Genomic DNA, 13,655 nt, shown 5'->3' with positions numbered 1-13,655 from the left:
GTTAGTGGATGCAGAAAGCGCTCGTCTGCGGCGAGGCCGCCTAGTTCTCGTTCTCCTCGATCACCACGAGCACCTCACCGTCATGCACTGCTGACCCCTGCTCAACCGTGACTTCGCGGACGACGCCCTGATGCGGACTCGTCATGGTGTGCTCCATCTTCATGGCCTCAAGGACCAACAGCGGTTCTCCTGCAGCGACGTCGTCGCCGACAGCAACGAGCACCCTCGCGACGGTGCCCGGCATCGGCGCCATGAGGGAACCGCCGGGGGCGGCTGACGCCGTGGAGGGGAAGCGCGGTGTCCGGGTGAAGGAGGTGTGGCCGAGGCGGCCATCCACATGGACGGTCGGTGAGTCCCCATGACCGGAGATCTCGACGTGGAAGGTTTCGCGGAGACCGTCAACCTCGAGAACGACTCGTTGGGGCGTGAGCACACTGACGGCCAGCTCAGGTAGGTCGTCATCGTTGACGTGTGCGCGAACAGTTCCATGGTCCAGCACGTAGGCGACCCGGTACTGTGCTTCTCCGGCCTCGAAGCTGATGGTCTGCGGCTGCGAGCGGTTGTTCCGCCACCCGGCGGGGACGGTGCGCTGTACCGACGCCGCCGCCCGATTGCGCTCAACCAGAGCCAGGGTCGCCACGACCGCATGCAGGCGCTGTGCGTCCGGTCCGGCCAGTGGTCGGCCCAGGTCGACGGCGGGGTGCCGGGTCAAGAATCCAGTGTCAGTGTGACCGGCCACGAACTCGGGATGCCGCAGGATGCGGACCAGGAGATCCCGGTTCGTGACCAAGCCATGGATGCGGGCGTTGGCGAGTGCCGCACTGAGCTTGCGTATCGCCTCCTGCCGGTCCGGCGCCCAGGCAATGACCTTGGCCACCATGGGGTCGTAGTACTGACTGACAGACGATCCGACTTCCACGCCACTGTCGATCCGGACCCCCGGAACCTGCCCGAGGTCGAAGGTGTCGAGCGTTCCGGTCTGTGGCAAGAACTGCTGCAGCGGGTCCTCGGCGTAGAGTCTTGCCTCGACCGCATGGCCGGTGATGAGAGCGTTCGACACCTCGGCGGGAAGCGGTTCGTGTTGGGCGACCATGAGCTGCAGGCGGACCAGGTCGAGCCCGGTGACCAGCTCGGTGACCGGATGTTCGACCTGGAGCCGCGTGTTCATCTCGAGGAAGTAGTACTCACCTTGACCGTCCATCACGAACTCCACGGTCCCGGCACCCACATAGCCAACGGCCTTGGCCGCCGCCACGGCGTCTCTGCCCAGCCGCTCGCGCAGGTCTTCATCCACCGCGGGCGACGGGCATTCCTCGATGATCTTCTGATATCTACGCTGGATCGAGCACTCGCGCTCGAACAAGTGCGCGACGGCGCCATACGTGTCGGCCAGCACCTGCACCTCCACGTGGCGAGGGGAGACCACGAGTCGTTCCAGGAACACGGTCGCGTCGCTGAAGGCAGCAGCGGCCTCCCGCTTGGCGGCGGCGACGGCTTCGAGTAGGTCGCCGGGATCCAGCACCGTGCGCATGCCACGCCCCCCACCACCCGAGGACGCCTTGACCAGTAGGGGGTAGCCGAGGTCTTCAGCCGCCTGACGGACCGTGTTCGTGTCCAGATCGGTCACGTCGCTCCATGGCAGCGTAGGGACGCCGACACTGGCCATGATTGCCTTGGCGGCGAGTTTGGACCCCATCGCCTCGATCGCGTCCGGCGGCGGACCTACGAACGTGAGTCCGTTCTCGGCGCAGAGACGGGCGAAGCCGGCGTTCTCGGACAGGAACCCGTAACCAGGATGAACGGCGTCGGCGTTCACCCTGAGGGCGGCATCCACCAGGAGATCCGGACGCAGGTAGGTCTCCGCCGGGCTCACCCCTGGCAGCCGTACGGCTACGTCCGCCTCTGCCACGTGGCGCGCGTCCATGTCGGCGTCGGAGTAGACGGCGGCCGTGCTGATGCCCATGTCGCGACAGGTACGGAAGATCCGTCGTGCGATTTCACCGCGATTCGCGACCAGGACCATGCTTATCGAAGACAAAGGTTCACATCCTGAATACGCCGTAGCCGCGCTGGCCACGAACTTCGTTGTTGTGGATCACGGACAGGCAGATGCCGAGGACTGTCCGCGTATCGCGCGGGTCGATGACGCCGTCGTCGTACACCCTCGAGCTGTTCGCCAGCGCAGTCTGCTCGCGCTCGATCTGCGACTGAACGGTCTCGCGCATGACGACGTCGGCAGCCTCGTCGAACGGGAGACCCCTGTCGACCGCTGATTCCCTCGCGACGATGGACATCACGCCCGCGAGTTGTTGAGGTCCCATGACGGCGGTCCTGGAGTTGACCCAGGAGAAGAGGAAACGCGGTCCGAAGGCTCGGCCAGCCATGCCGTAGTTACCCGCTCCGTAGGAAACTCCTATGTTGACGGTGAGATGCGGGACTCGACTATTGGTCACCGCGTTGATCATCTTGGCGCCGTCCTTGATGATCCCGGCTTGCTCGTAGGTCTTGCCGACCATGTATCCCGTGGTGTTCTGGAGGAACAGCAGTGGGGTGTCGATCTGGTTGGCGAGCTGAATGAACTGGGTCGCCTTCTCGGCCTCCTCGTTGAGGAGCACGCCTCTCGCGTTGGCCAGCACACCCAACGGGTATCCGTGGATGGACGCCCATCCCGTGACAAGCGAGGTGCCATAGAGCGGCTTGAACTCATCGAACCTGGAGCCGTCGACGGTCCGGGCGAGGACATCGCGTGGGTCGAACGGCACCTTGGGGTCCGAGGAGGGGATGCCGAGGAGCTGTTCGACCGGGTAGAGGGGCTCGTCGGGCGGCTCGCTAGGACTCGAGCCCAGCCTGCGCCAGTTCAGACGGCGCACGATCTCGCGACCGATGCGGATCGCGTCGAGCTCATCCTCGGCCAGATAGTCGGCGAGTCCGGAGGTCCGGGCATGCATCTCCGCGCCCCCGAGCGACTCGTCGTCCGACTCCTCTCCGGTGGCCATCTTCACCAGGGGCGGTCCCCCGAGGAAGACCTTGGATCTCCCGCGGACCATCACCACGTAGTCGGACATGCCGGGCATGTAGGCACCGCCAGCTGTCGCGTTGCCGAAGACGAGCGCGATCGTGGGTAGCCCGGCGGCGGAGTGATCCGTCAGGTCCCGGAACATCCGCCCGCCTGGAATGGCCACTTCGGCCTGCGTCGGCAGGTCGGCTCCGCCCGACTCCACGAGCGTGATGACCGGCAGCCGGTTCTCCTTCGCGATCTCCATGGCACGGAAGACCTTCTTGAAGCTATGGGGGTTCAGGGTCCCTCCGCGCACGGTGGGGTCGTGGGCGATGAGCATGACCTCGACGTCCTCGATGACGCCGATGCCGGTCACCACGCTGGCGCCCACCGTGAACTCGGTGCCCCACGCCGCAAAGGGCATCAGCTCCAGGAACGGCGAGTCCTCATCCAACAGCCATTCGATGCGTTCGCGCGCGAGCATCTTGCCGCGAGCGCGTAGGCGCGCGACGGACTTCTCGCCTCCGCCGAGGAGCGTCGCCGAGCGAACCTCTGCGACCTTGTCGAGGCTCAACCGCATCTGGTCCAAGTTTTGCTGAAACTCGATGGAGGAGGTGTCTACTCGATCGGGCAGTACCTGCACGGTTCTCCCTTACGTCTCAGTACGTGTTCTGTCGAATGGGTCTGGTGCGATGCTCGACGAGCGGCCATCGGCAAGGACCCCAGTGAGAAGGATCCCCATGACGTCGTCCACCACGCGCTCCAAAGCAAACTCACCGCTGGGCTGGTACCACTGTGGAACCGAGTTGAGGCCTGCGAAAATGAACTTGACCACGGGACGCACAGGGACGTCCCGGAAATCTCCCGAGGCGATGCCCGACCTCAGGATGGAGGCGAGAACGTCCTCATACCGTCGTCGAGCCGCCGCCAGGTTCGCGGGCGCCGTCTTGGACATGAGCACGTCGCTGTTGTCGGCGAGAGCCTGGCCCTCTACGGTCGTGCAGACACGACTGACGTGTGTGTGCATGAACTCCCGCAGCCGTTCGGCAGGTTCGCCTTCGCTCACCTCGGCTGGTTGGGAGTCGACCGCAGCGATCAAGAGCTCGGCGAGCAGGTCGCTCTTGGACGATACGTAGTAGTACAGGCTGGCCTTCGACAACCCGACCTTGTCGCCGATCCTCTGCAGGCTCGCGTCGTGATAGCCGCGGATCGCGAACTCCTCGGCCGCCGCCTCGAGAATCTCCACACGCCGCCGGGTCTGACGCAGCTCCCTGCGTCTCTTGGCCGGCGCTTCTGCGCCGGCCGCGTACTCCGGGGCCTCCGACGCGTGTGCATCGGCCTGCTCAGACATCGATCTCCATGAACAGGAGCGCCTCGCCCATGGCTTTGCCCTGAGCGTCCACCCGAAGCGAGGTCGTTCCTCCGCCGCCCAATGCGGAGGTCAGGATGAAGTTGAGCGCCCCCAAGTTCGGCAGCTCGTACCGCTTCACCTCGCCGAGGCAGACTCCAGCGAAGTGATGGGCAACCCGTTCTGCGGTTACCTCCTTGACGAGCAAGGGGTAGTCCGAGCGGTCACGTGCAATGAGTCCTATGTTGACGGAGTCGCCTTTGTCCCCGGACCGTGCGTGCGCCACATCGATGAGTCTCATACGCCATCTCTCACAATCACTTGAGGGTCCACCACACTCTTGGGGACCAGGGTCGGCCAGTAGGCCATCACACGGCTCGGCCTCATCCGTCCCCCGGCCAGTAGACCGGTGAAGCCGGGCGGGCCCATCACCAAAGGGGCGATCTCGGCTGCGAACCTGCTCACGGTGTCTGGGTCGTCTGCCCAGATCGAGACCCGCAGGACGACCTCGGACTGGTCCGAGCCCGCCGGCGGAACTACCCGGCCGTGAACGGAGTTGTATCCGACGAGATCGGTGCGGATCGCTCGGAGGGGCAGGCCAAGGTCTTTCAGTCGCGTCCGCAGAACTGAGTCCGCCAGTTCAGCCTTGGCGATCGCGTCAGGCCAAGCATACGTGATCATCGCAGCGCCCTGGAACCCGTCCGAGTAGGCCATGGACACCTTCAACGAGTCGGTCGGGGGCCGGCCCCGCGCGCCTGTGACTTCGACTCGGTCCGGGCCGACCTCCTGCACCTGAAGGGCGGTGAAGTCGGCCGTCACCTCGGGCGACAGGTACGTTGCTGGGTCACCGAGCTCGTACAGCAGTTGCTCGGTCACGGTAGCGGTGGTCACCGCGCCCCCGGTCCCCGGGTGCTTGGTGACGACGAAAGTGCCGTCGGCGCTCACCTCGACGATGGGGTACCCGACATGCGCGAGATCGTCCATGGTGCGCCAACCACCCTGGAAATTGCCGCCGCTGGCCTGGGCGCCACACTCGATCGTGTGCCCGGCCACCGTGCCCGCCGCAAGCAGGTTCCAGTCATCCCACTGCCAGCCGAACTCATGCACGAGCGGACCCAGAACCAATCCGGGATCCGTGCAGCGTCCGGTGATCACGACGTTCGCTCCATCGGCCAGAGCGCGTGCGATCGGTTCAGCGCCTAGATAGGCGTTGGCACTGGCGATGCGGTCTCTGACCTCGTCAAAGGGCGTGCCGGTGTCCAGGTTCTGCAACGGCACGCCTTCACTCTCCAGGTCGTCCAGCTGCGCCATGATGTCATCGCCGGTGACGACGCCGACCCGCAGCCCGCTGATCCCTTTGCTCGCTGCGACATCGAGCAGAGCCTGGGCACAACCCTGGGGGTTGACTCCCCCGGCATTGGCAACCACCTTGATGTCTCGTTCTAGGCACTCCTGCATGATCTCCGACATGAGATCGACGAAATCCCGCGCGTACCCGGCATCGGGGTCACGCTCGTACTGCTTGCGCAGGACAGACATGGTGATCTCGGCCAGGTAGTCCAAGGTCAGGTAGTCGATGTCACCACCGCGTACCTGGGCCACTGGCGCAGCGGGACTGTCACCCCAGAAGGCCTGTCCGTTCGCAATCCTTACCGTGTTCAACTCAGCACTCCTTCTCGTCGACTGCTCTCCGGCTCAGGGCTGTGCAGGGTGTCGTAGAGCAGCATTCGCAGGGTGGTCACGATGTCGTCGACGCTGCACCCCCGCGATACGTCCGCAAATGGCCTCGCGAGGCCTTGCAGGAAGGCCCGTGCCCGTGCGCCGCCCAGTTGCTCCGCCACTTTGTAGGCAATGTTGGCCGAGTCGAGACTGGGGAAGACAAGAACATTGGCCGCGCCAGCCAGTGCGCCGCTCGCGTGCTTGCGCTCCGCCACAGCCGTGGAGACGGCTGCGTCGAACTGCAGTTCTCCGTCGACGGCCTCCTCGGGAAACCTCCGTCGGAAGAGAGTGACGGCGTCGCGGATGCGCTGGACGTGGGGGGACCCGGAACTGCCCCGCGTGGAGAAGGACAGAAAACCGATACGCGGCTCGGTCCTCATCAAGGCTCGCCAGGATCGGGCCGTGGCGGCCGCGATGTCGGCGAGCTGATCGACGGTGGGCATAGGGGTTACCACAGCATCCGCGAAGGCGAGCGTGCCTCCAGATCCGACGTCCGGTCGCTGAGTGTCGAGAAAGATCGCTCCACTGACGGTGGATCGTTCCGGCGCCAGCCCGATGCACGAGAGACCGGCACGGAGCATGTCCGCACTGGTGGTACGCGTTCCTCCGATGGCTGCGTCCATCCATCCGCACCGGACCAGCGTCGCACCCCAGGCAGCGGGGTTCGACAGCGTCGCGCTGCGAAGGTCGGTCGCCGGGCCCACCTTACGCTCGAAGTCGCGCACCAACTGTTCGCGGACGGCGGGGTCGCTGACGTCGAGCGTGTCGATTGCACCCACGTCGATGCCCTGGTCTCGGGAAGCACGCTGGATCTCCGACCGCTTCCCGAGGAGCACCGGTCGGCAGAGGCCGGTTTGCGTCGCGAGGGCCGCTGCTCGCAGCATCCGTGGCTCGTCACCTTCAATGAAGGCCACTCGCGACGACGACGAGACGTTCTCGATGTCTCTCCACGCGCCGGTACTCGAACCCGCGCTCGGAGCCAGTTCAGGCCGTGGGACCATAGCCTTTGAGGTCCATGGACTTCGCGTAGGCGTCCTGCAAGACGAACTTCTTCACCTTGCCAGCCGGCGTCAGCGGGTACTCGGTGACGAACTCGACGTATCGAGGAACCTTGAAGCTGGCAAGTTGTCCCCGACAGTAGTCGATGAGTTCGGCCTCCGTCGCCTCGTGATCTGCCTTCAACTGGACGACCGCGAGCCCGACCTCGCCGTACTTCTCGTCCGGGACGCCGACGAGATAGGCGTCCTGAACGGCCGGGTGGGTGCGCATGAATGCCTCGACCTCTGCGGGGGCGACGTTCTCGCCTCCCACGATGTACAAGTCCTTGAGGCGTCCGGTGACGTAGTAGAACCCATCGTCGTCGCACCTGACCATGTCGCCTGTGTGCAGCCAGCCGTCCTCGTCGAGAACCTGAGCGGTCTGTTCGGGCATCTTGTAGTAGCCCTGCATGACGTTGGGGCCCCGAGTGAGCAGCTCGCCGTCGACACCCGGGCCCACCTCTTCTCCAGTGTCCGGGCCGATGATCTTCGCCTCGCAACCTTTCGGGCGGCCCACCGATCCCACTCGCTGTTCGAAGGGGTCTGCCTTGCGCGAGATCGTGATCAGTGGGGAGCTCTCGGTCATGCCCAGACCGATGATGATCGTCATCCCGAAGGCCTTCTCGACAGACCTGCTGACCTCGACCGGGCACGGCGCGCCCGCCATGAACGCCATCTTCATGGTGCTGTAGTCGTACTCCTGGAGGCTGGGATCGTGCAACAGGGCGATGTAGATGGTCGGAACCCCACCGGTGTGCGTGCACTTCTCCTCGGCCAAGATGCGGAGGGCCAGTGCGGGGACGAACCTGTCCATGGAGATGAGGGTCGATCCCCGTTGAAGTGCACTCAGCAGGCCCAGGACACAACCACCATTGTGGAAGAACGGGATGGGAATGAGGTACCTGCTGTCATCGTCGAGCTCCAGAGACTCACTGAAGTGCAAGGAGTTCGTCAGGAGGTTGGCGTGTGACAAGAGGCACCCCTTCGGGTCTCCTGTGGTGCCGGAGGTGTACATGATCATGAGCGCGTCGTCGGGCTTGACGTCCGCCGTGATCCTGAATAGGTCCTCGTCGGTCATCGCTTGCCCGCCATCCACCAGGGCGTGGAGACTCAGGGCTCCCGGCAGGCCCGGTTCCTCCCCGACACAGACCACGTCGCGCAGCATGGGGAACCGGTCGAACCGGTGTGCACCGCTGCTTTCCAACTCAGGGGCAAGGTTCCTCAGAGCCTGCTCGTAGTCGAGGTTGAGGAACCGGGGGGTGTACACCAGGACCGCCGCGTCCGACTGGCGCAGCAGGTATTCGAACTCGGCCTCCCGGTAGAAGGAGTTCGCCGGGACGAGAACGGCGCCGAGCATCGCGGTCGCATGCTGGAACAGAACCCACTCGGGTCCGTTCGGGAGCCACAGGGCTACGTGATCTCCGTGGCCGACACCTCGCGCGTTCAACCCCTTGGCGATGGCCAATGCCTGTTGGTAGAGCTCCTCGTAGGTCAGCCGCGTCACGCGCGTGCCGTCGTCCTGATAGCAGACGAGTGCTTCCTGCTCGGGATTGTGAACCCGCGCAACCGTCAGCCGGTCCACCAGCGTTTCCCCGCCTGGCTCGTAGGTCGCAATGGGCAAGGCACTTTCCTTCCGTAGTGGAGCTTTCGACGTCGGTTCCCTCAGCAACACCGATCCGACCAACGGTGAGACTGCAGCTCTTTCGAACGCTGGTCGATAAACCTACCGTCGGTCAGATCGCGAGGTCAACCCCCAGAACGGGATGTGGTCACGGATGGTGAGTTCCCTCTCGTGGGCCACGACCGCCGTACCGAAGTCGCCGCCCCCGCGGCCGTACTCCTCGTCGATGGCGGGTTGCAGCAGCCCGGCGGCTCCGGCGTAGTCGGGGAACCGCGTGCTCAGGAATGCGCCTCGGGAACGGGCGGGTAGTGCGGTGCGGGCGAAGGTCTGGTTGACCCGGGGCGGCGGACGTAGACGCGCTTGTGCAGCCCTTACGCGGTCCTCGCTCCGAGGTAGACGGCCGTAGTGACGCGGAGCACGAGCTTGTCGTCCTGGTTGCCGAGTGCGCCTTCGAAGGTGACGCGGCCGCGATGCTTGTCGGGCTCGAAACGTACATCGTCGATCACGGTGTGCCCCGTGAGGACGTCCCCGGGGCGAACCGGGCGAAGGAACGCCACGTCACTCATGGTGGCGCCGGCGATGACGCGCCACGGCTGCGTGCGGCTGTCCACCCACAGCCGTTGGTAGATCGAGAGGGTGTGCAGCCCGCTGGCGATGAGGCCGCCGAACTGGCTCTCGGCTGCCGCGCGCGCGGCATCGAGGTGGAAGAACTGCGGGTCCCACTGCGTCGCGAAGGCGATGATCTCGCTCTCGCAGACCGTGTGGGAGCCGAGCTGGATCACCTGGCCGGGCGTGAGATCCTCGGCGTGCACGATGTGGCTGTTGTCGTCGGCGGTCGCACCGACGTCCCGGCTCACAGTCCACCGATCCGGGCGACAGAACTCGCGGTGCCTGCGCGGATCATCGAGCTGCCATCCGCATGGACCCGTCGATACGGACAACCTCGCCGTTGAGCATGCGGTTCTCGATGATGTGGCAGACCAGGTCGGCGAACTCCATCGGGTCGCCCAGCCGCGCCGGGAACGGCACCTGCTGGGCGAGCGACTCGCGTGCCGCGTGGGGTAGTACCTCGAGCATCGGGGTAAGGAAGAGCCCGGGCGCGATGGCCATGACGCGGATCCCGTGGGTCGCGAGCTCGCGCGCCATGGGCAGCGTCATGCCGACGACGCCTGCCTTGGAGGCGGAGTACGCCGCTTGGCCGATCTGGCCGTCGTACGCCGCCCCGGAGGCGGTGTTGACGATCACTCCGCGCTCACCGTCGGGGCCTGCCTCGCCCTCACTCAGCGCCTGGGCTGCCAGCCTGGCGACGTTGAAGGTGCCGGCGAGGTTCACCTGCAGCACCTTCAGAAACACGTCGAGCGAGTGCGGCTCACCCTTGGAGAGCACCTTGGCCGCTGCCGCGATCCCAGCGCAGCTGACGGCTCCGGCGAAGCCGCCCAGCTCAACCGCGGTGTCCACAGCGGCCTGGACCTGTGCCGGGTCCGTGACGTCGGTCGGTGCGAAGGTGGCGCCTGCGGGCGCCTCGCCCTTCAGGTCGGCGGCGACTACCTTGGCGCCGCGCTCGAGAAGCGCCAGCGTGGTTGCCCGGCCCAGTCCAGAGGTGGCGCCGGAGACGAGGAAGGTGCGGTCGACGAAGTCCATGGTCAGGACAGCCTCGCCAGCTCCGCCGCCGCTGAGCGCATCTCAGCGACTGCCTGGTCCTCGCGGGTGGGTAGCGTCGCGGCGAGCTCGTGGACCCGTCGCCAGCGCTCTAGGGTCGAACCGTCACTACGCCCCGCAGCAGCCACAGCCGACCACGTGTCGGCGCATCGCAGCAGCGAAGTGCCGGCCGTGGCCACCTCAGCGCAGTCGGTGGGTCGCGCGACCTCGAAGCAGAACGCCGCCTGCAACCGGCGGAACAGGCCACCCCCGGTCCCGGCCTTCTCCACAAAGGCGTGGAGCGCGCGGAGCGTGCCATCGAGTTCCGGTTCCGACATGACTCCCGGCCACTGGCCGACATCCTCGGCGAATGCCGCAACTCCACGGACTCCGGCGGCAGCAACAGCATTCGACGGCAGCGCCGATGTGTCCGGGATGATCGCGGTCGCCTCTGCTTGCATGTTCTTGACCGAGGCCACGAGTGCCGAAGCCGCGGTCGGACGCAGCTCGGGCAGGATCTGGGGCCAGTTCACGAAGTACGTCGTGTGCCTCGTGGGCACGGGGAACGACCGCGACGCACGCGCCCGCCCAAGAGCGTCGTAGGGAACTTCTTGCACCTCGGCTCGGTCGTTGTCCACCACGAACGCCGTCTCGGTGTCGTCGTCGTAGCCGATCACCACGATGTCGTGCCGGCCCATTTGCAGGCGGACATTGAGGTAGGGCAGCTCGGCGATGTCAGCCCACAACAGGACGGGACGGCCGTGCTGGAGTTCGCGGCGGACCCAGTACCAACCGGTCCCGGGATCGTCGGTCCGACGCACCTCGACCTCTGCACCTAGCCTCGTAGGAAGGTCTATTTCAAATGCATCACTGCGTCCGACGAGGTAGACCGGCGGGGTGAGCCCGGACATCCGTAGATAGGTGAAGGCGAGGCCACCGGCCATCCCGAAGACCAGACCTTCGCTGGGCACCTCCTCCCAGCCCAGACCAGCCCACTCCACCAGATCCCTCAGCGCTCCGGATCCGCAGTGCCCTGCCACCCGGTGGGGATAGTCCAGCAAAATCCGGCGCGGCTCCTGTGCGAGGTTGTCCTGAGTCGTCATGGCATCTCCTCCGGGCAGTTATGGGGCTACTCGACCCGCGCGGCCGCCTGGCGGCGGAGCTCGGACCGGGCGAGCCCGTTCTTGTGGACCTCGTCCGGCCCGTCGGCGAATCGGAGCGTCCGGATGGAAGCGAACATCGAAGCGAGGGGGAAGTCCTGCGACAGGCCGCCGGCACCATGCACCTGGATCGCCTTGTCGAGGATCCACTCGACCGTGGCGGGGGTGGCCACCTTGATGGCTTGGATCTCGGCGTGGGAGCTCTTGACGCCGGCAGTGTCCATCAGCCACGCGGTCTTGAGCACCAGCAGCCGCAGCTGCTCCACCCGCAGGCGAGACTCGGCGATCCAGTCGCGGATGATGCCCTGGTCCGACAGCGGCCTGCCGAAGGCGACACGATCGTCCGCGCGGGCGCACATCAGCTCGATCGCGCGCTCGGCGACGCCGATCGACCGCATGCAGTGGTGGATCCGGCCCGGCCCCAGACGCTTCTGAGCGATGGTGAACCCGTCGCCCTCGCCGCCCACCAGGTTCCCTGCCGGCACTCTCACGTCGTCGAACGAGAGCTCGCCATGGCCGCCGTGCTCGTGGTCGTCGTACCCCAGGACCTTCAGGCCCCGGTGGATCCCGAAGCCGGGGGTATCCCGCTCGACGAGGATCATGGACTGCTGCCGGTGCCGCTCGGCGTCCGGGTCGGTCTTACCCATCACGATGAAGATCTTTGCGTTGGGGTTCATCGCGCCCGTGATCCACCACTTCCGACCGTTGATCACGTAGCGGTCGCCGTCCCGGACAATGCTGGTCGCAATGTTGGTGGCGTCGGAGGAGGCGACCGACGGCTCGGTCATCGCGAACGACGATCGGATCTCGCCGGCGAGCAGCGGCATCAGCCAGCGCTCCTTCTGCTCCTGGTTGGCACACATCGAGAGAAGCTCCATGTTGCCGGTATCCGGAGCGGCACAGTTCATCGCCGCCGGTGCAAGGTGTGGGCTGCGACCCGAGATCTCGGCCAGCACGGCGTACTGCACATTGGTGAGCCCGGCGCCTTGGTCCCCGGGAAGGAACAGGTTCCACAATCCTCGCCTGCGGGCCTCGGCGCGCAGCTCGCCCATGATCGGTGCCGAGTCCCACGCCCACCGGTTCTCGAGCTCCTCCAGCTGCTCGTCGAACACGGCCTCGGCCGGATATACGTGCGTCCGCATGAAATCCAGCAGCTCGTTCTGGAGCCCCTCCGTCCGCGAATCAAGTCCGAAATCCATCAGCTCTTCTCCTTGTGTGCGTTGGGGCCTGCGTCCATGAATTGCTCATTTGCGGATTCCGACGAGGTCGTGTTCATGTCTGCGGTCCTCCCGCGACGTAGAGGACCTGTCCTGACACGAAGCCGGCGCGCTCGCTGACGAAGAACGACACGGCGTTCGCGATGTCGTCGGGCTGGCCGACGCGGCCGACGGGGATCTCCTGGGCTGCGGCGGTCTTGAAGTCCTCGAACGACATGCCGATGCGAGCCGCTGTCGCGGCGGTCATGTCGGTCTCGATGAAGCCGGGCGCGATAGCGTTGGCGGTGACGCCGAACTTGCCCAGTTCGAGGGCCAGGGTCTTGGTGAACCCCTGGATGCCCGCCTTGGCGGCGGAGTAGTTGGCCTGCCCTCGGTTGCCCAGAGCTGATGTGCTGGACAGGTTGACGATGCGTCCCCAGCCGGCCTGGGTCATGAACCCTTGGGCGGCGCGAGCCATCAGGAAGGAGCCGCGGAGATGCACGTTGGTCACGGCGTCCCACTCCTCGACGGTCATGCGGAAGAGCAGGTTGTCGCGGATGATGCCGGCGTTGTTCACCAGGACCGTCGGCTCACCCAGGTGTGCGACGATCTGCTCGACGCCGTCCTGGACGGCCTCTTCGTCGCTGACGTCGACGCGGACCGCCAAGCCACGACCGCCCGCCGCCTCGATCTCATCGACGACGCCCTGACACGCCGACTCGTCGAGGTCGGTCACCGCGACAGCGAGTCCATCGGAGGCCAACCGGCGGGCGATGCTCGCGCCGATGCCGCGAGCCGCACCGGTCACGATCGCTATCCGGTTCATCGTGGTGGAGGTGGATGTAGTCATATGGCACCTTCTGTGACGTTGACGTTGACGGTGACGACGAAGATCTTCGGAGCGCGGCTCGGACCGCGCCACGGTGCGCGGCTGGGGC

Annotated in this window: 12 protein-coding genes; all 12 read right to left on the bottom strand. The window is 65.9% G+C overall.

The annotated features are described in order from the left end of the window. Window positions 1-40: 40 nt before the first annotated feature. On the bottom strand, window positions 41-2,023 hold the full coding sequence (locus K4G59_RS17890) for an acetyl/propionyl/methylcrotonyl-CoA carboxylase subunit alpha (RefSeq protein WP_231252417.1): 1,983 nt from the start codon (window positions 2,021-2,023) through the stop codon (window positions 41-43). Window positions 2,024-2,042: 19 nt separating this feature from the next. Next, window positions 2,043-3,641: an acyl-CoA carboxylase subunit beta gene (locus K4G59_RS17885; RefSeq protein WP_372461834.1), complete on the bottom strand. Its 1,599-nt coding sequence runs from the start codon at window positions 3,639-3,641 to the stop codon at window positions 2,043-2,045. 9 nt (window positions 3,642-3,650) lie between these two features. Continuing rightward, window positions 3,651-4,349, bottom strand: a complete 699-nt coding sequence (locus tag K4G59_RS17880; RefSeq protein ID WP_231252416.1) for a TetR/AcrR family transcriptional regulator — start codon at window positions 4,347-4,349, stop codon at window positions 3,651-3,653. Next, window positions 4,342-4,647 carry an AtuA-related protein gene (locus tag K4G59_RS17875; RefSeq protein WP_056681128.1) on the bottom strand — a complete coding sequence of 102 codons (306 nt, stop codon included), beginning with the start codon at window positions 4,645-4,647 and terminating at the stop codon, window positions 4,342-4,344. The genes K4G59_RS17880 and K4G59_RS17875 overlap by 8 nt, the downstream gene beginning before the upstream one ends. Then, complete coding sequence (locus K4G59_RS17870) at window positions 4,644-6,008, bottom strand: acyclic terpene utilization AtuA family protein (RefSeq protein WP_269210377.1); 1,365 nt, start codon at window positions 6,006-6,008, stop codon at window positions 4,644-4,646. Before K4G59_RS17870 ends, K4G59_RS17875 begins: the two co-directional genes overlap by 4 nt. Continuing rightward, a complete protein-coding gene (locus tag K4G59_RS17865; RefSeq protein ID WP_269210376.1) occupies window positions 6,005-7,066 on the bottom strand; it encodes a phosphate acyltransferase in 1,062 nt (353 codons plus the stop codon). The genes K4G59_RS17870 and K4G59_RS17865 overlap by 4 nt, the downstream gene beginning before the upstream one ends. Next, a complete protein-coding gene (locus tag K4G59_RS17860) occupies window positions 7,050-8,723 on the bottom strand; it encodes an AMP-binding protein (protein ID WP_231252413.1) in 1,674 nt (557 codons plus the stop codon). Before K4G59_RS17860 ends, K4G59_RS17865 begins: the two co-directional genes overlap by 17 nt. A gap of 371 nt (window positions 8,724-9,094) precedes the next feature. Beyond that, window positions 9,095-9,580, bottom strand: a complete 486-nt coding sequence (locus K4G59_RS17855; protein WP_308189430.1) for a MaoC/PaaZ C-terminal domain-containing protein — start codon at window positions 9,578-9,580, stop codon at window positions 9,095-9,097. A 43-nt stretch (window positions 9,581-9,623) separates the two neighbouring features. Beyond that, window positions 9,624-10,364, bottom strand: a complete 741-nt coding sequence (locus K4G59_RS17850) for an SDR family NAD(P)-dependent oxidoreductase (RefSeq protein WP_231252412.1) — start codon at window positions 10,362-10,364, stop codon at window positions 9,624-9,626. Between the two features lie 2 nt (window positions 10,365-10,366). Further along, window positions 10,367-11,464, bottom strand: a complete 1,098-nt coding sequence (locus K4G59_RS17845; protein WP_231252411.1) for a BtrH N-terminal domain-containing protein — start codon at window positions 11,462-11,464, stop codon at window positions 10,367-10,369. 26 nt (window positions 11,465-11,490) lie between these two features. Continuing rightward, window positions 11,491-12,720 (bottom strand): acyl-CoA dehydrogenase family protein, encoded by a 1,230-nt coding sequence (locus tag K4G59_RS17840; RefSeq protein WP_231252410.1) that lies wholly within the window; start codon window positions 12,718-12,720, stop codon window positions 11,491-11,493. Between the two features lie 73 nt (window positions 12,721-12,793). After that, entirely contained in the window at window positions 12,794-13,567 is a 774-nt protein-coding gene (fabG, locus tag K4G59_RS17835; RefSeq protein WP_231252409.1) for a 3-oxoacyl-ACP reductase FabG, read from the bottom strand. Window positions 13,568-13,655 lie beyond the last annotated feature (88 nt).

Origin of the sequence: Nocardioides furvisabuli, from assembly GCF_021083185.1 — a bacterium.
Lineage (GTDB): Bacteria > Actinomycetota > Actinomycetes > Propionibacteriales > Nocardioidaceae > Nocardioides > Nocardioides furvisabuli.
Note: the sequence above shows the minus strand (reverse complement) of the source record. Positions and strands in the feature narration are given on the sequence as shown.